Genomic DNA, 17269 nt, shown 5'->3' on the forward strand with positions numbered 1-17269 from the left:
CACGGAATAGAATGTCATTCCATGAAAGGCCGATCCGGCCCTGATTGTAAGAAAGGAACGCGCCTTTGCGGGGCCATAGAGAGAATTAATTACTCTCAAACGATCCGGGAATGAAAGCCCTTCGCGCCTGCGAAATGGCCCGGCGTTGCCCGTCTCTCAGTATTCGTGCTCGACCGCGATGCCGAGGGCGGAATCGCCCTCCGCGCCGAGCTCGCCACGCGCCTTCACACCCTTGATGATGTCGAGGTCGATGGTAACGCGGGAGGATTGGGCATCCGTGCCGCTCTGCACGCCGAGATAGATGTTGTCGTTGATGTAGCGGCCGGCCTGCACGGCGGCATTGCCTTCCGAATCCGTGACGACATCGAGGTCGTCGAGCCCGGTCGCAGCCCTGAGTCGATCGAAGATTCCCGCACCGCCGCCAACGCCGCCGAGCTCGGCCGCCGCAGCCGCCAGCCGCGCCACCTGTAGCGGAGAGAGGTCGGCAATCGAGCGGCCGAAGAGAAGCTGCGCGAGCACTTCGTCCTGCGGCAGCTGCGGCACGGAGGAGAAGCTGACGCTCGGATCGGACGCCCGGCCCGAGATGGTGATGGTGACCGTGATGTCGCCGCTGTCGGTGGAGGCGGTGAAGTCGAGATACGGGTCGAGATCGCCGATGAAGTTGAGCTCGCCGCTATCGATGGTGATGCGCTGGGTCAGCACGTCGAGCCGGCCACGGATGAGCTGGAAGCCGCCCGAAGCGACGACGTTGTCGGCAGGTCCGGAAAGCCGCAGCCTGCCGCCGAGCTCGGCGTCGAGTCCGCGGCCCCGCACGAAGATGCGTGCCGGCGCATCGATGACGAGGTCGAGCTTGACGCCGCCGCCGCCCGAGCCGTCGTCGGGGCGCGAGCGCGGACGCGCCATGTGCACCGTCCGCAGGATGGCGGCGGTCGCATGGATATGTTCGACGTCGAGGGCCAGCGCCCCGCCCGGTAGCGTTTCCGGCACGGTGACGTCGACGCGATTGATGCGCACCTGGCCGCCGATGGTCGGCCCGGCCGAAATGCTGCCGGTGATGTCGAGATCGGCGTTGAAGCGAGCCGTCAGAAGGGTTCCGTCGGCGTAGCGCCCATCGACGATGTTGAGCTTGATGCTGATCGGCATGGCGCCGGAAAGCCCGACCGTCCCGGAGCCGGAGAGCCGGCCGGAAGGTGCGAAGTTCGCATTGAGGTTCTGGATCGACACCTGATCACCGTCGAAGCGGGCCGTCAGCGCCATGTTGCGCAGGACGATGCCGCTGTCTGGATCGGTCACCGCCCCGTCGGAGGTGGAAACGGTGCCGGAGATGCGCGGATTGGAGGGCGTGCCGCCCACGGCTAGATCGATGCGGGCCGTGCCGGAAACCGCGGTGCCGCGTTCGGCGAGCTGCACGTTGGCAAGAGCAAGAGGCGCCGTGCCGTTGATCCTGAGGTCGAGGCTCTGCCCGCCGGTGACGCGCGCCGTGCCGGTGATGGAAAGGTCGAGCGTGCCGTTGCCGATCGAGCCGCGCTGCAGCTGCACGAGACCGTTGTCGTAGCTGCCGGCGGCCGCGATGGTCAGCGCGCCGAGGCCCGCATCCCGCGTTTGCTGCACCGAGGCGCCCTGCCAGCGAAGATCGAAAGTCGCCCGCGGCGCCGCAAGGCTGCCGGAGGCCTTGGCGCTGCCGGTGATGGAGCCCTGCGCCCCGAGATCGGGCTTCACCGCGTTGATGGCGGCGGCCGGCAGCGAGACGATGTTGGCGGTGACGTCGAGGTTGCCCCCGCCGGAGACCGGAATGGTGCCGCGCGCCTCGACCCTCTCGCCGCGCCCGCCGGTGATGGTCGCATTGAGATCGACCTTCCCGTCCGCATAGTTGCCCTTGGCGGCGATATCGAAAGGTCCGGCATTTGCCTGCCGCAGCGGGGCGGCGTTCGCCCCGCGCCAGGTGACGTCGAAGACCGGCTCGGGCGCGGCGGATGTCCCTGAGACGGAAACCTTGCCGGAAAGGGTGCCGGCCAGGGCAAGGTCGGGCGCGAAGGCATTCGCCACCGCCGCATTGACCTTGTCGAGAACGATCTGGAGATCGAGCCGGTCGCCGGCCGAGCCATCAACCACGAGGCTGCCGCCACCCGCATCGAGGCGCAGCCTGTCGAAGGTGGCGCCGCCGTTCACCACCTGGATGGTGGTCGGCTCAGCAAGGGCGGCGCGCACCCCCTGGTGCGAGAAGGTGAGCCTGTCGAGGCCGACGGCGAAACCGCCCTGCACCGGCGCGAGATTGCCGGCCAGCGAGGCGTCACCCTCGGCCATGTCGGCCGAGACGGTAAAGGCGGTCGCTTCCCCGCTCCGCTGCGCCTTGCCGTCGATCGTGCGGATATCGAAGCCGGCGGCGTCGACCCCGCGGAAGGCGAAGGTGCCGTCGAGAGAGGGCGTGCCGAAAAGGTCGCCGCCGGTAAGGTCGATGCGGCCGTTGTCGATGCGCGCCTGCTCCACGCGCAGCCCGTCGATCGTGCCCTTGACGCTTGCCCCCTGGCGGTTGTTCTCGCTCGAGAGCGAGATATCGAGATCGACGGCACCCTGCGCCTCGGTCAGGAAGAGCGGTGCGATCTGCGCGATGTTCGGGGCCTGGAGCGAAAGCTCGCCCTCGAAAAGCCCGTTCGCGAGCATGGCGAGCGCGCCGGAAAGCTCGGCCGCGCCGGCGGTGAGGGAAAGGTCCTCAAGTCGCTTCGCGCCTGCCTCGCCGGGCTCCAGTCGGCCGGAGCCTTCGATCGGCACGCCGCCGAGATTGCCGGCGAGCGAGAAGCTGCCGGAAACGGCGCTGCCGAGCGTGCCGGAAAAGCGCGCCTGCGCACCCGTCAGCTGCTTTTCCATCAGGACCAGCCGCTCGCCCGTCACCACGGCCTCGATCTTCGGCTCTTGCGGTGTGCCGGAAAGGTCGGCACGAGCGGTGACGGAGCCGCGGGCACGATCTGTGGCCCGCGAAAGGTCGTCGATGGTCGCCCGGACGGCGAGATCGACGGCGCTTTGCGAATAGGAACCGTCGGCGCTGGCCTGGAGCGCGTCCGAATTCACCACAAGGTCGCGGAAGGTGAGCCCGCCCTCGCCGTCGCGGGCGACGCCGCCGGTGACCCGGGTCGTCCCCACGAGCAGGGCATCGAGGGGTGCCGTGCCGCTTTCCAGTTCCGCGCCGTTGGCATCGACCGTGAGGTCGAAGCCGTAGGTCTTGAGGTCCACGCTGCCATCGGCCGAAAGATCGAGCGAGCCGGCGAGATCGCGGCCGGCAAGTCCGGAGAAGCGCCCGAGATTGCCGATTTCAGCCGTCAGTTTGCCGAGCAGGGAGCGCGCCGAAGCCGCGCCCGTATAGCTGGCGTTGACGTCTCCGGCGACGATCCGGCTCTCCTCGATGCGCACGGGGCTGGCCGATTGCCAGTTGCCGCTGGCGCTCGCGGTGATCTCCGGCCCGAGCGCCTGCGCGAGGTCCGGATTGGCAGGCCGCACGCCCTGCGCATTCGCGGTCATTGAAAAAGTGGCCGAGCGCGCCGCGGCGTCGGAGAGGTTGGCCGCGTTACCGGAGCCGGAAAGGGTGAGACGCTGAAGCTCGATCTCCGCATGATCGAGCGCCTGGGCGTCGAGCTCTACCTGCCAGGCCTGACGGCCTTCGCCGTCGCTTTCTGCCAGGGAGGCGTTCAGTGTGAAGAGGCCGATCGAAGCATCGGCGTTGAAGCCGGGAAGCGGCAGGGCGCCCGTCCCGCCCTCGTTGAGGGAAAGCGCGATATCGCCGCGCTCGGGAAAGAGGTCGCTCGCCAGTTCCATCTGCGCCGAGAGCTTCACCCGGTCGCTGGCGATCCGGGCCTGGCGCAGCGAGACGGAGCCATCGTCGCGGCGCAGGAGATCGAGAGCGATCTCGCTTTCGCCCGATAGCAGCGTTGCCCCGTCGCCGGAGGCAAGGGCGGCGAGCGAGCCCGACAGATTGGCCGCGATGTGGTAGGCGGCGTCTTCACGGCGCACCGTCGCCTTGCCGCCGAGGCGCGATTCCTCGCCCGTCTTCAGCGCGATATCGGCGGCAAAATCGGCAAGCGGCCCGTCACCGTCGATGGTGAGGTTGATCGGCGGACCGCCCGGCACGTTGAGGGCGGTCGCCACGAGGCCCCCGGCCGGCTCGTCGAGATGGGCTTCCAGCCTGAGTTCGTTGTTGTCCGGAACGAGACGGAAATCGAGGGAGATATCGCCCGGGCGATCCTGCCGCTGGATGTTGAGCGCGGCGAGCGTCTGGTCTCCGTCGTAGCTGAAGGAGCCCTGGAGCGACAGATCCGCTTCCTCGCCGATCACCGGCTGGCCGAGATGGATTTTCGGGATCGCCATCTCGGCGATCTTCACCTGGATCGGCAGGGAGAAGCTGATTGGCTCGCCGCTGGCGCTGTCGCTATCCGGCCCCGGATTGGGCCGGCGCATCACTTCCAGCGAGCCGGCGCGCATGCTGTCGATGTCGAGCCGCCCGCGCAGCAACGCCGAGCGCGTCCAGTTGAGCGAGAGATTCTCCGCCCTCAGCCACGGCCCCGCCTCGTCGGAGATGGTCAGCGAGGCGATGGACGGATTGGAGGAGAGGACGCCGTTGATCGCGCCGACGGAGATCTGCCGGTTCGGAGTGGAGAGCCGGTTCTCCAGAAAGTTCTGGAGCCAGGATCTATCCTCGTCGTTCGAGCTCGACTGGGCATGCGCCAGCCCGACGACCGCAACGCCGGTCGCAAGGAGTGGGACGACGAAAAGAGCTGTCCTGCGGCGCATCAGAAGGCCTGTCCTATGCCGACATAGAAGGCGAAGTCCGAATCGTCCGGCCCCGGATCGAGCGGCATGGCGACGTCGAGCCGGATCGGCCCGAGCGAGGTGTAGTAGCGAAGGCCGAGCCCGACGCCGATCTTGATATCGTCGCCGAAATCGGGGATCGCGTTCGCACCGACCGTGCCGACATCGACGAAGGGTACGAGCCCGATCGAATCGGTGACGCGCGCGCGCAGTTCCAGCGAGCCTTCGATCAGCGACTTGCCGCCCGTCGTTTTCCCGTTCGGCAGATCGATGCCAACCGTCTGGTAGGAATAGCCGCGGATCGAGCCGCCGCCGCCGGCAAGGAAGCGCCGGCTGGCCGGGATTGCCGAAAGCGAAGGCCCGGCGACGGAGCCGACCGCCGCCCGCGCCGCGATGACGAAACGGCCGTCGCGATCGAAGGCGTAATAGGTGGCGAGGTCCGCGCGGCCGCGCAACGCGATCGTGCTGTCGTAGAATTCGTAGAAGGGCTCGGCCTCCAGCTGCGCGTGGATGCCCTCATGCGCATCCAGCTTGTTGTCGCGGCTGTCGTAGTCGAGATCGGTCGGCAGGGCGGCGAGGAGATACTGGTTGACGCCGAGCGCGTCGTCGATGCGCGAGCGCTCCACCAAGACGGCGCTTGAGAGCTTCAGGTCCTCGGTGAAGCGGTGGGTGAGCCCGATCCGCCCCGAAATGCTCTTTTCCTCGTAGGTGTCCACTTCCTCCCGCTTGGCCTCCACGCGCGCCGTCAGGTCGGTATCGGGCGTGAACACGCCCGGCCGCGTGAAGGTGGTGGCGAAGAGGTAGCTGAAATCCTCGTATTCGGTGGAGTTGACGCCGCTGACATTGCCTTCGATGCGCAGTCTTTCGGCATGGCCGAAGAGGTTGCGGTGGACCCAGTAGGCGCCGACCTCCGCTCCGTCGATGGTGGAGTATTTCGCCTCCGCGCCGATCAGGCGGCGCTTGCGCTCGGCGACGTGGACGCCGATCGGCAGGAGCCCGTCAGCGCCGACCGCCTCCGCCTCGCTGACCGTCACTGAGCGAAAGACCTCAAGCCGCCTGAGCCGCTCGCGGGCGCGCTTGAGAACGTCGGGATCGTACTCCTCGCCCACGGGCACGCCCGTCATGTAGCCGACATAGCCCGCATCCATGCGCTTGGTGCCTTCGACCGTCACCGCGCCGAAGGAGGCATAGGGGCCGGTATCGACGTTGAGATCGACATCGACGGTGCGGTTGGCGTGATCGGCGACGATTTCCCGCGTGACGGAGGTCTTGGGATAGCCGAACTCGCGCCAGGCCGAGATGAGGCTTCCCTCGCTCTTCAGGATGATGCCGGAGCGGGCGGGCTGACCGTTGACGAGGCCGAGGTCCTCCGGCGTGTCGAGGCGGCGTGTTTCGCGGGTGTTGTAGTCCGGCAGGTTGGAGATGCGGACCGCGCCGAAGACGTAGGCAGGACCGGGATCGACCGTGAGCGCGACGGGCACGTCTGCGGGAAGCGTGTCTCCCGCGCCGAGCGCATCGAGGGGCCGGCCGTTCACGGAAATCGTGATGACGCCGCCATAGCGCGCCTGGCTGTAGAGCGCCGTCAGGATGCGGGCATAGTCGCCGCGGGCGCGGGCAAGCAGCCCCGCCGTACCGGAGGCCGGCTTTTCGCGGTCGCGGTAGAGCGCCGAGGCGCTCTTGACGGAATCCTCGACGTCGCCGTCCTCGCCCTTCACCGTCAGATCGAGCGTGTAGGTCTGCGGCTCGATCACCTGGTCCGAAAGGTCGTCTTCCTTTTCGCCCCACAAATGGTAGCCGAAGAGGGAGAAGGCGTCTGCCGGCTGGCTCATCGGCAGGCAGAGGAGAAAGGCGGCCATCGCAAGATGCGAGACGCGGCTGCGCCAGCACGGCGGGCAGGATCTGCCGGCCGCGCCCAGCGGGCGCTTCTCATCCCGTCCCGTCTCCTGCACGATGCGTTTTACTCCAGACATGTTCGCGCGTTGCACAGGCAACTTATCCGATAGCCCGGGAGCGGGACAGCCGCACACGGGACGACCCATTCCGGGTGTTGCGGATGGGTCGCACTTGCTTCGCTGGCAATCCGAGTCCCGCGCCATTGGCGCGCCCCAATGACTCCCCAATATCCTTAACATTGTGGAAACTTTGACGATTCCGCTTCTGTCACACGATCGTGACCCGCGGCGGCGACCATCGAAGGGCGCGCTTGCCTCGCCTGGTCTGGCATCCCATATGCATCTCCAAGGACGCCGGAGGCCGCAAGGAGCCGGGGTTCACGCAAGCATCGCTTCGTAGGAAGGATGCGGCCGGGCTCAGCCCCGGCACGTCAAAGGAGTTAAAGATGGCCAATTGCGAGGCTCTGAAGCCCCCCTCCACCGGCCCGCTTGCCCAGCTGGGAGGCGGGGAGATCGCCTATATCCGCCCGGTGAAGTCCGACGACGTCCCGAGCCTTTTCCCGTCCGCCCCCGCCCTCGCGCCCGGGCTGGAATTGTGGGCCCTCCTGACCGCGGACGGCACGCCCATCCTCCTCACCGATTCACGAGCTGCCGCTCTCGCCAATGCGCGCGAGAACGATCTCGAGCCGCTCAGCGTCCACTGACAGCCGGCAGAAACGGACTTTTCGAAAGGTAAGACGCGCGGCTTGAGCCCCTGGCTCAGGCGGCGCTCTGCGAAGAGCCGCGGTCGACGAGAAGCGCATAGAGCGCATCCGGATCCGTGGTGGCGCGCAGCTTTGCCGCGATCTGCTGATCGCGCAGCACCCGGGCGATGCGGGCCAGTGCCTTGAGGTGATCGGCCCCCGCCCCTTCCGGAGCCAGCAGCAGAAAAACGAGATCGACCGGCTGTTCGTCGAGCGATTCGAAATCGACCGGCTTCGACAGCCGGGCGAACACGCCGGTGATCTCGTTGATGGAGCGCGGCTTGCCGTGCGGAATCGCGACCCCCTGCCCCACCCCGGTCGAGCCGAGGCGTTCGCGCTGCAGGATCGTGTCGAACAGTTCGCGCTCCGACAGCCCCGTCAGCTTCGACGCCTTGCCGCACAGGTCCTGAATGACCTGTTTCTTGCTCACGGCCTTCAGGTTCGGCACGATGGCGTTGGGCTTCAGGAGATCGCTAAGGTCCATGATGGGTCCATAAAGCGCTGGGTGAGCGTCGGGCGTCTGGCCCGGCCGTCACGATTAGCCGTTCGCCTCTTCGGACGAATCGCTGAGAGCCGGGTCAATCCAGCCGAAATGCCCGTCGGGCCGCCGGTAGACGACATTGACCCCGCCATGGGAATGGTTGCGGAACACGATGACCGGCGCGTCCGTCATATCCAGGGCAAGGACGGCGGAGCTGACGGTCATGCGCTTGATCTCCGTAGTGGTCTCCGCGACGATCGCCGGAGCGTATTCGTCGCCGATCTCCTCTTCCTCGTGCGGCGGCGCGATCACGAAGGCCGCGGCCTCCGCAGCCGCCTGCTTCGGGCTCACATGCCGCTTGTGGTCCTTGAGCCGCCGCTTGTAGCGGCGCAGGCGCTTTTCGAGGCGTTCCGCCGCCTCGTCGAAGCTGCCATTGGCGTCCGGATTGGTCGCGCCGGCTTCCAGCACCACGCCCGTATCGAGATGAACGGCGCATTCTGTGTGGAAGTTCCGGGCGTTCTTGCACACCGTGACGTGGCCGGAATAGCCGCCGTCGAAATATTTGGTAACCGCCCCTTCGACGGTCGCCTCGATCCGGGATCGAAGCGCTTCGCCGATATCGACGTTCTTGCCGGATATCTTCAATGCCATCGCTGTTTCTGGTCCATTTGGGGGCGTCTGGCCCCATGCAAATCAAGCGTCGGCAGGGCGGATTCTTGGAGCACTACGCGCCTGCGCCGAGCGAGTCAATTAAAGGCGGTGTGCGGCCTTGCCGCCACCGCGACGAAAGGGCGCCGGATCGCGGCCCTCAGGCCGGGATGATCCAGCGCCGCACGTCGTGCAGGTCGGATATCCGCTTTTGCGCCGATGCGTGGCGGTGGAAATCTCCTCCGGCCGCCTCGAGCTCTTCCTCCGCCTCGCGCAGATGCGCCTCGATGAGGTCGGCATTGACCTCCGTCTCGGGCACCGCCTCATCGGCGAGGATCGTCAGGCTCTCCGGCGTCGTGTCGGCAAAACCCCCGCGCACGTAGAAGCGCTCGGTTTCGCCGCCGGATTTCGTCACTTCCACCATTCCGGGCTTCAGCGTCGTCATGAACGGCGCATGCTGCCTCAGGACCGTGAACTGGCCTTCCTGGCCGGGCACCACGACCTGATCGGCCTCCTCGGAAACGAGGAGCGCCGTCGGTGTGACGAGCTCGAAACGGAAAGGATCAGCCATTCATGCCTCCGCCGGTTGGGCGCTGGGTTACGCCGCCTCGGCGAGCTTCTGCGCCTTCTCCTGCGCCTCTTCGATGGTACCGACCATGTAGAAGGCGCTTTCCGGCAGATCGTCGTAGTCGCCGGCCACGAGGCCCTTGAAGCCCTTGATGGTGTCGGCGAGGTCGACGAGCTTGCCTGGGGTGTTGGTGAACACCTCGGCGACGAAGAAGGGCTGCGACAGGAAGCGCTCGATCTTGCGGGCGCGGGCCACCGTCAGCTTGTCCTCTTCGGAAAGCTCATCCATGCCGAGAATGGCGATGATGTCCTGAAGCGACTTGTAGCGCTGCAGCATCTCCTGGACGGAACGGGCAACTTCGTAATGCTCCTCGCCGACGATACGCGGGTCGAGCATGCGCGAGGTGGAATCCAGCGGATCGACCGCCGGGTAGATGCCCTTCTCGGAGATGGCGCGGTTGAGCACCGTCGTCGCATCCAGATGCGCGAAGGAGGTCGCCGGCGCCGGGTCGGTCAGATCGTCCGCGGGCACGTAGATGGCCTGCACCGAGGTGATCGAGCCCTTGGTGGTCGTGGTGATGCGCTCCTGCATGGCGCCCATATCGGTGGCGAGCGTCGGCTGATAGCCCACCGCCGAGGGGATGCGGCCGAGAAGCGCCGACACCTCGGAACCCGCCTGCGTGAAGCGGAAGATGTTGTCGACGAAGAACAGCACGTCCTGGCCCTGGTCGCGGAAATACTCGGCGACGGTGAGGCCCGTCAGGCCGACGCGGGCGCGCGCTCCGGGAGGCTCGTTCATCTGGCCGTAGACGAGAGCGCATTTGGAGCCCTCGGCCGAGCCGTCCTTGTGCGGGTCCTTGTTCACGCCCGATTCGATCATCTCGTGATAGAGATCGTTGCCCTCGCGGGTGCGCTCGCCGACGCCGGCGAAGACCGAATAGCCGCCATGGGCCTTGGCGACGTTGTTGATCAGCTCCTGGATGAGCACCGTCTTGCCGACGCCGGCGCCGCCGAACAGGCCGATCTTGCCGCCCCTCGCATAAGGCGCGAGCAGGTCGATGACCTTGATGCCGGTGACCAGAATCTCCGATTCCGTCGACTGTTCCATGTAGGACGGCGCATCCTGGTGGATGCCGCGGGTTTCGGCGGTCTTGATCTCGCCGGCCTGGTCGATCGGCTCGCCGATCACATTCATGATGCGCCCGAGCGTCTCGTCGCCCACCGGCACCGTGATGGCCCGCCCCGTATCGACGACTTCCTGGCCGCGTGCCAGACCTTCCGTGAGGTCCATGGCGATCGCGCGCACGGTGCTCTCGCCGAGATGCTGCGCCACTTCCAGGACAAGCCGGTTGCCGTGGTTGTCCACCTCGAGGGCGTTCAGGATCCCCGGCAGCGCGCCGTCGAACTCCACGTCCACGACGGCGCCCATCACCTGTGCGACGCGTCCGATGTTCTTCTCAGCCATGCCTTCATCCTCATCCTGTCCCGGCGCGGCTGGCCGCGTTCCGGGGCTGGTATTTAACTTAGGCCCTTGCCGGGGCCTTTAAAGCGATTCCGCGCCCGAGATGATCTCGATGAGCTCGGTGGTGATCTGCGCCTGCCGCTGGCGGTTGTAGGAGAGCGACAGCCGGTCGATCATGTCGCCTGCATTGCGTGTGGCGTTGTCCATGGCGCTCATCCGAGCGCCCTGCTCGGAAGCCGCGTTTTCCAGAAGTGCCCGGAAGACCTGGACCGCGAGATTGCGCGGCAAGAGGTCGGCCAGGATCTCTTCCTCGCTCGGCTCGTACTCGTAGTGATACGAGGCCGCGTGCTCGCCGTCGTCTTCCTCGGCGATCTCCACCGGGATGACGCGCTGGGCGACTGGCACCTGCGAGATCACCGATTCGAAGCGCGCATAGTAGATCGTCGCAACATCGAAGGCGCCCTCGTCGAAGAGGGTGAGCAGCTTTTCCGCCACGCCCTGCGCCTGCTCGAAGGCGATATTGCGAACGCCGCGGAAATCCATGCGCTCGCCGATCTCCTTCTCGAACTCGCGCCGGAGCATGTCGTTGCCCTTCTTGCCGACGAGGAAGAGCTTGACGGTCTTGCCCTCGCCGATTAGCCGGCGGGCGTCGAGACGCGCCTTGCGCACGATCGAGGCGTTGAAGGCGCCCGCAAGGCCGCGCTCGGCGGTAAAGACGACGAGCATGTGCACGTCGTCCTTGCCGGTGCCGGCGAGGAGTTCGGGCGCCGTTTCCTTGCCGGCCACGGAGGCCGCGATATTGGCAAGGACCTTGTCCATGCGTTCCGCATAGGGACGGGCCGCGATCGCCGCCTCCTGCGCACGACGCAGCTTCGCCGCGGCCACCATCTGCATGGCCTTGGTGATCTTCTGCGTCGCCTTGACGGAGGCGATACGGTTGCGAAGGTCTTTCAGGCTCGCCATGAGCCGCTACTCCCCGGGCTTACGCTGCGAAATTCTTCGCGAGCTTGTCGAGGATCGAGGTCAGCTTCTCGCGGATGTCGTCCGTAAGCTGCTGCTCCGTGCGGATCTGGTCGAGAACCTCCTGATTCTCGCTGCGCATCATGGTCAGGATCGCATCCTCGAAGGCGCGCACCTCGGATACCTTGATCTTATCGAGATAGCCGTTGACGCCGGCGAAGATGACGACGACCTGCTCTTCCGTCTTCAGCGGCGAGAACTGCGGCTGCTTCAGGAGTTCCGTCAGGCGTGCGCCGCGATCGAGGAGACGCTGCGTGGCACGGTCGAGGTCCGAGCCGAACTGCGCGAAGGCCGCCATTTCGCGGTACTGCGCCAGCTCGCCCTTGATCGAGCCCGCCACCTGCTTCATCGCCTTGATCTGCGCCGCCGAACCGACGCGCGACACCGACAGGCCGACATTCACCGCCGGACGGACGCCCTGGTAGAAGAGGTCCGTCTCCAGGAAGATCTGGCCATCGGTAATGGAGATGACGTTGGTCGGGATGTAGGCCGACACGTCGTTCGCCTGCGTCTCGATCACCGGCAGGGCCGTCAGCGAGCCCGCACCGTAATCGTCGTTCATCTTGGCCGCGCGCTCCAGGAGGCGCGAATGCAGGTAGAAGACGTCGCCCGGATAGGCCTCGCGTCCCGGCGGACGACGCAGGAGAAGCGACATCTGGCGGTAGGCCACGGCCTGCTTGGACAGATCGTCGTACGAGATCAGCGCATGCATGCCGTTGTCGCGGAAGAACTCGCCCATGGCGCAGCCGGAGAACGGTGCCAGGAACTGCATCGGCGCCGGATCGGAAGCCGTCGCCGCGACGATGATGGAATATTCCAGCGCGCCGTGCTCCTCGAGAGTCTTGGCGAACTGGGCAACCGTGGAGCGCTTCTGGCCGACCGCGACGTAGATGCAATAGAGAATGCGGTTCTCGTCCTTGCGGTCCCAGGCGGGCTTCTGGTTGAGGATGGTGTCGAGGATGATCGCGGACTTGCCGGTCTGGCGGTCGCCGATGATCAGCTCGCGCTGGCCGCGGCCGATCGGGATCAGCGCGTCGATCGCCTTCAGGCCCGTCGACATCGGCTCGTGCACCGACTTGCGCGGAATGATGCCCGGCGCCTTGACGTCGACGCGGCGCTTCTCGTCGCTCTCGATCGGGCCCTTGCCGTCGATCGGGTTGCCGAGGGCATCGACGACGCGGCCCAGCAGGCCCTTGCCGACCGGCACTTCCACGATGGCGCCGGTGCGCTTGACCGTGCTGCCTTCCTTGATCTCGCGGTCGGAGCCGAAGATGACGACGCCGACATTGTCCTCTTCGAGGTTCAGCGCCATGCCCCGCACGCCGCCGTCGAACTCGACCATCTCGCCGGCCTGGACCTTGTCGAGGCCCCATACGCGGGCGATGCCGTCACCGACCGACAGGACCTGGCCGACCTCAGTGACCTCGGCTTCCTTGCCGAAATTCTTGATCTGCTCCTTCAGGATCGAGGAGATCTCCGCGGCCCGAATATCCATCAGCTGGCCTCTTTAAGACGTGATTTCATCATGTTGAGCTTCGTCCTCAGCGACGTGTCGATCATCTGCGAGCCGAGCTTGACGACGAGCCCGCCGAGAACCGCCGGATCGACCTTGAGGTCGAGCGAGGCGTCCTTGCCGAGGCGCTCCTTCAGAGCCGCCTTGAGCGCGTCCTTCTGCCCGTCGCTGAGGGCATGGGCCGAGGTCACCTCGGCCGTGACCTCGCCGCGCTGTTCGGCCGCCATCCGCTTGAACGCGCGAATGACGCCCGGCAGCGTGAAGAGCCGGCGATTGCCGGCGAGAACGCCGGCGAAATTGGCTGCAAGTCCGGTGATCCCCGCCTTGTCGGCGATGGCTGCGATGGCGCGCGCCTGATCGTCGGCGGAAATGACGGGGCTTTCCACGAGACGCCGGAAATCGGCGCTTTCCGCCAGGATTTCGGCGAAGCGATCGAGTTCGGCTTCCACCTCTTCGGTTGCCGATTCTTCGACCGCCAGCTCGAAGAGAGCTGTCGCATAGCGTTCAGCCACACCGGATACGGGGGAGGAGGAATCCGCCACGCCTGTCCTATCTCTATTGAGCTCCGGATTGTCGGCCCGGAAGCAGGTGGGTTCAAACGACCGCGAGGGGCTCGCCAAGGAGCCCCCTCTGCCAAGCCGGGGCCCCTCTAGCACAGGGTCTTGGGGGGTGCAACACGGGCTGCGACCGGAAAAAGGCGGAGATTTGCAACCGGGGGAACGCTCCGGTCGACGCCGCCTCGTCTGCGCGCCGTCGCCACCCCAGAGATCGCGGGCGTTATCTCGCCGTTAACCGAACTTTTTAACTTCCGGTTTTACCTTTCGCCCGGGCTTCGGTTTGGGTTCGAAGGGGCGAGAAGAACGATGCTGGGGATGCAGAAAACGGCGGCGGGCGCGCTTTTGGCGGGGCTCGTCATCCTCGCGGGCGGAACGGCTTCCGCCCAGGACTGGAACGCGGCGGAGGACATCGGGCCGCTCAACCAGCCTTTTAGCTGGGTGCTCGGAGCGCGCTACTGGTACGCCATGGGAGAGACGGGCAAGGATCTCTTCACCTCCACAGGCGCGCCGCTGGTCTCGCGTCTCACCTATGACAACCTCGACAGCCATGTCGGCGAGCTCTTCGGCGAAGTCACCAACGAAGGCTTCTTCAGCAAGGCGAATGTCGGCCTCGGCGCGGTGCTGCGCGGATCGCTGCAGGACGAGGATTTCCCGCCGTACATCAACCCCTATTCCAGCACGGACTCCAGCCAGGACGACGGCGGCCTCACCTACGCCACCATCGACGGCGGCGGCTGGCTCTGGGAAAAGCCAGAATTCCGAATCGGCGCCTTCGCCGGCTATTCCTGGGTCCGCAACAAGGTGCAGGCCTATGGCTGCACGCAGGTGGCCGGCAATCCCTCCATATGCGCCAGCGGCCAGGTCGCGCCTGCAACACTGGTCATCTCGCAGGAGAACGACTGGCATTCGGTCCGGCTCGGCCTCAAGGCCGATGCCGTCGTCGCCGACCGCTGGATGGTGAGCGCGGAAGGCGCCGTTCTCCCCTACGTCTATCTTGACGGCGCCGATACGCATCACCTGCGCCCCGATATCGGCGGCGCGATTCCGGAGACCGGCGCGGGCTGGGGCTATCAGCTTGAGGGCATGGTGAACTTCCGCGTCACGGAAAGCTTCATGATCGGCCTCGGCGGCCGTTACTGGCACATGCAAACGGAAGGCGACGCGCATTTCGGCGATGTCGTCGCCGGGGCGGGCGACCAGGACGAGGACTGGTCGCTCGAGGTCTTCGGCGTCACGGCGCAGGCGGCGATCGCCTTCTAGCCGTCACGCGCGCCTTAAAGGAATGCCTGCGGATCGACGTCCACCGAGACGCGGATGCTGCCGCGCGGCTTCGGCCCGGCCGCGAGCCAGGCCCTCAGATAATCGTGCAATATCGCCGAAGTCGGCGCGCGCAGGAGAAGGCGGAAGCGGTAGCGGCCGCGGATGAGCGCGAGCGGCGCCTCGGCCGGGCCGAGGAGCTCAAGCCCCTTCTGGCGCGGCGCCCCGCGGGCGAGAGCGCGGGCATATTCCTGCGCCGCCGCCCTTTCCTCGCCGCTGACGAGGATGCCGGCAAGCCGCGAGAACGGCGGCAGCCCGCCCCTCTTCCGGCTGTCGATCTCCGCCCGGTAGAAAGACTCCGGATCGCCGGCGGCAAGCGCGGCGATGACCGGATGCTGCGGCTGCCAGGTCTGCAGGAAGGCGCGGCTCGCCTGGCCGGCGCGCCCGGCGCGTCCCGCCACCTGGGTGAGGAGTTGAAAGGTCCGCTCGGCTGCGCGCGGATCGCCCTGGGCAAGGCCGAGATCGGAATCGATCACCCCGACGAGCGTGAGGCTCGGAAAATTGTGCCCCTTGGCAACGAGCTGCGTGCCGATGACGATATCGGCCTCACCCCGCTCCACCGCCGCCAGTTCCAGCCTGAGGCGCGCCACCCCGCCAGACAGGTCGCTGGAAAGGACGAGACTGCGCGCATCGGGAAAATGCGCTTCCACCTCCTCCTGCAGGCGCTCCACGCCCGGTCCGCAGGCGACGAGGCTGTCCTCGGCGCCGCAGGACGGGCAGGCTTCCGGCCGCCTCTCCTCGTGGCCGCAATGGTGACAGGCGAGCACGCCGCGGAAGCGATGCTCCACCAGCCAGGTCGAGCAGTTCGGACAGGTGAAGCGGTGCCCGCAGGTCCGACAGAGCGTCAGGGGCGCGTAACCGCGCCGGTTGAGGAAGAGGAGACTCTGATGGCCCTCGGCGAGGTTCTGCCGGACCGCATCAATGAGCGGCGGCGACAGTGACTGGCCGCGCGCCGGGGGCGCGGCCTTGAGGTCGACGATTTCGATCGCCGGCGGCGTGCCGCCGCCGAAGCGCTCGGCAAGGCGGATATGCCGATAGCGCCCGCGCTCGGCGTTGACGCGGCTTTCCACCGAGGGCGTCGCCGAGGAGAGCACCACCGGAAATCCGGCGAGATGGCCGTAGGCGACCGCCATGTCCCTTGCGTGGTAGATGACGCCCTCCTCCTGCTTGTAGGCGCCGTCATGTTCTTCGTCGGCGATGATGAGGCCGAGCTCGCGAAAGGGCAGGAAGAGCGCCGAGCGCGCCCCGATGACGGCGCGCACCGAGCCATCGGCCACCCCCCGCCAGACCCTTTCGCGCTGGCGCGGGGGCATGTCGGAATGCCACTCGGCCGGCGGCGCGCCGAAGCGGGAGGAAAAGCGCTCCAGAGCCGCGGCGGTCAGCGCGATCTCCGGCATCAGGATGAGGACCTGCCGCCCGGCGGAGATCGCCTGCGCGGCGGCCTCGAAGAACACCTCCGTCTTGCCGGCCCCCGTCACCCCTTCCACCAGCGCCACGGCGAATCGGTCGTCCCGCACCATCTGGCGAAGCGTCTCGGCCGCCTCCGCCTGCGAGCCGGAAAGGCCGGGCGGCCGGAAGTCCGGTTTCGGCTCTCCCGTCACCGGCCGGCGCGGCAGCCACACTTCTTCCAGAACGCCCTGCTTGACGAGCCCGTCGACCACGCCCGGCGAGACGCCGGCCTGGCCGGCAAGGCCGCTCTTCGACCAGGCGAGCCCGTCGCCGGCAAGTTCCAGCACCCGCCCGCGGGCAGGCGTCATCCGTTCCGGCACAGTCCCGGTGACCCGAAAGGCCTGAACCGGCTTTTCCGGCTCCAGCGCCGCCGGCACGCGCAGGACCATGCGCAGGACCATGCCCGGCGGCGAAAGGGTGTAATCGGCGATGAAGTCGATGAGCCTCAAAAGCGCCGCCGGCAGCGGTGCCGCGCCCAGCACCTCGCCGACCGGCTTCAGCCGGGAGCGGGCGACCGGCTTCTTTTCGCCGGCGTCTTCCTTCTCGGGCCAGACGACACCGAGCACGTTGCGCGCCCCAAGAGGCACGACGACGACACTCCCCGCACAAAGCGGCCGGTCGGCGAGATAGGTGTAGGCCCGCTCCAGCGCATAGGGCAGGAGAACGCTCACCTCGTGCTCGTCGTTTGGAAGAAGTTCCTGCTGGGCCACGGGGATTGAATGCTCCGGCGCCGGATCGACCGGCAGATAGGGAATCGCGCGCGAGACTAGCCGCTCGCGCGCCGGCATACCAAGCGGCGGCGCGCTCAAGAAATCTGTCGCCC

12 protein-coding genes are annotated in these 17269 nt (G+C 66.9%); 2 read left to right on the plus strand and 10 right to left on the minus strand.

Annotated elements, in window-relative coordinates; all coding sequences use genetic code 11:
* Nucleotides 1–156: 156 nt before the first annotated feature.
* Nucleotides 157–4779: a translocation/assembly module TamB domain-containing protein gene (locus tag CLD20_RS17225; protein ID WP_224407904.1), complete on the minus strand. Its 4623-nt coding sequence runs from the start codon at nt 4777–4779 to the stop codon at nt 157–159.
* Nucleotides 4779–6767 carry an autotransporter assembly complex family protein gene (locus tag CLD20_RS17230; RefSeq protein WP_224407905.1) on the minus strand — a complete coding sequence of 663 codons (1989 nt, stop codon included), beginning with the start codon at nt 6765–6767 and terminating at the stop codon, nt 4779–4781. Before CLD20_RS17230 ends, CLD20_RS17225 begins: the two co-directional genes overlap by 1 nt.
* Nucleotides 6768–7135: 368 nt before the next feature.
* Here CLD20_RS17230 and CLD20_RS17235 point away from each other — a divergent pair, with 368 nt between their 5' ends.
* Nucleotides 7136–7393, plus strand: coding sequence for a DUF1150 domain-containing protein (locus tag CLD20_RS17235; protein WP_224407906.1), 258 nt, complete (start codon nt 7136–7138; stop codon nt 7391–7393).
* Between the two features lie 55 nt (nt 7394–7448).
* On the opposite strand, the gene ptsN is transcribed toward CLD20_RS17235, so the two are convergent.
* The 7 genes from ptsN to CLD20_RS17270 form a co-directional block, all read right to left on the minus strand.
* Nucleotides 7449–7916, minus strand: a complete 468-nt coding sequence (gene ptsN, locus CLD20_RS17240; RefSeq protein ID WP_224407907.1) for a PTS IIA-like nitrogen regulatory protein PtsN — start codon at nt 7914–7916, stop codon at nt 7449–7451.
* 54 nt (nt 7917–7970) lie between these two features.
* On the minus strand, nt 7971–8564 hold the full coding sequence (hpf, locus tag CLD20_RS17245) for a ribosome hibernation-promoting factor, HPF/YfiA family (RefSeq protein WP_224407908.1): 594 nt from the start codon (nt 8562–8564) through the stop codon (nt 7971–7973).
* 157 nt (nt 8565–8721) lie between these two features.
* The gene (locus tag CLD20_RS17250) at nt 8722–9132 is read right to left on the minus strand and encodes a F0F1 ATP synthase subunit epsilon (RefSeq protein ID WP_224407909.1); all 411 of its coding nucleotides are present in this window, start codon (nt 9130–9132) and stop codon (nt 8722–8724) included.
* Between the two features lie 27 nt (nt 9133–9159).
* Complete coding sequence (gene atpD / locus CLD20_RS17255; protein WP_224407910.1) at nt 9160–10593, minus strand: F0F1 ATP synthase subunit beta; 1434 nt, start codon at nt 10591–10593, stop codon at nt 9160–9162.
* Nucleotides 10594–10671: 78 nt separating this feature from the next.
* Nucleotides 10672–11553: a F0F1 ATP synthase subunit gamma gene (locus CLD20_RS17260; protein WP_224407911.1), complete on the minus strand. Its 882-nt coding sequence runs from the start codon at nt 11551–11553 to the stop codon at nt 10672–10674.
* A 19-nt stretch (nt 11554–11572) separates the two neighbouring features.
* Complete coding sequence (gene atpA, locus CLD20_RS17265) at nt 11573–13105, minus strand: F0F1 ATP synthase subunit alpha (RefSeq protein WP_224407912.1); 1533 nt, start codon at nt 13103–13105, stop codon at nt 11573–11575.
* Nucleotides 13105–13665, minus strand: a complete 561-nt coding sequence (locus tag CLD20_RS17270) for a F0F1 ATP synthase subunit delta (RefSeq protein ID WP_224407913.1) — start codon at nt 13663–13665, stop codon at nt 13105–13107. Before CLD20_RS17270 ends, atpA begins: the two co-directional genes overlap by 1 nt.
* 321 nt (nt 13666–13986) lie before the next feature.
* Here CLD20_RS17270 and CLD20_RS17275 point away from each other — a divergent pair, with 321 nt between their 5' ends.
* Nucleotides 13987–14940 (plus strand): hypothetical protein, encoded by a 954-nt coding sequence (locus CLD20_RS17275; RefSeq protein ID WP_224407914.1) that lies wholly within the window; start codon nt 13987–13989, stop codon nt 14938–14940.
* Nucleotides 14941–14954: 14 nt separating this feature from the next.
* Here CLD20_RS17275 and CLD20_RS17280 read toward each other — a convergent pair whose 3' ends face one another.
* On the minus strand, nt 14955–17234 hold the full coding sequence (locus CLD20_RS17280; RefSeq protein ID WP_370636935.1) for a primosomal protein N': 2280 nt from the start codon (nt 17232–17234) through the stop codon (nt 14955–14957).
* Nucleotides 17235–17269 lie beyond the last annotated feature (35 nt).

It is taken from the genome of Afifella sp. IM 167 (genome assembly GCF_020144925.1).
GTDB lineage: Bacteria > Pseudomonadota > Alphaproteobacteria > Rhizobiales > Afifellaceae > Afifella.

Bases quoted from the DNA above. Each gene is read 5' to 3' on its own strand.
- CLD20_RS17225 (WP_224407904.1), bottom strand. From the start codon at position 4,779: ATGCGCCGCAGGACAGCTCTTTTCGTCGTCCCACTCCTTGCGACCGGC.
- CLD20_RS17230 (WP_224407905.1), bottom strand. From the start codon at position 6,767: ATGTCTGGAGTAAAACGCATCGTGCAGGAGACGGGACGGGATGAGAAG.
- CLD20_RS17235 (WP_224407906.1), top strand. From the start codon at position 7,136: ATGGCCAATTGCGAGGCTCTGAAGCCCCCCTCCACCGGCCCGCTTGCC.
- ptsN (WP_224407907.1), bottom strand. From the start codon at position 7,916: ATGGACCTTAGCGATCTCCTGAAGCCCAACGCCATCGTGCCGAACCTG.
- hpf (WP_224407908.1), bottom strand. From the start codon at position 8,564: ATGGCATTGAAGATATCCGGCAAGAACGTCGATATCGGCGAAGCGCTT.
- CLD20_RS17250 (WP_224407909.1), bottom strand. From the start codon at position 9,132: ATGGCTGATCCTTTCCGTTTCGAGCTCGTCACACCGACGGCGCTCCTC.
- atpD (WP_224407910.1), bottom strand. From the start codon at position 10,593: ATGGCTGAGAAGAACATCGGACGCGTCGCACAGGTGATGGGCGCCGTC.
- CLD20_RS17260 (WP_224407911.1), bottom strand. From the start codon at position 11,553: ATGGCGAGCCTGAAAGACCTTCGCAACCGTATCGCCTCCGTCAAGGCG.
- atpA (WP_224407912.1), bottom strand. From the start codon at position 13,105: ATGGATATTCGGGCCGCGGAGATCTCCTCGATCCTGAAGGAGCAGATC.
- CLD20_RS17275 (WP_224407914.1), top strand. From the start codon at position 13,987: ATGCTGGGGATGCAGAAAACGGCGGCGGGCGCGCTTTTGGCGGGGCTC.
- CLD20_RS17280 (WP_370636935.1), bottom strand. From the start codon at position 17,234: ATGCCGGCGCGCGAGCGGCTAGTCTCGCGCGCGATTCCCTATCTGCCG.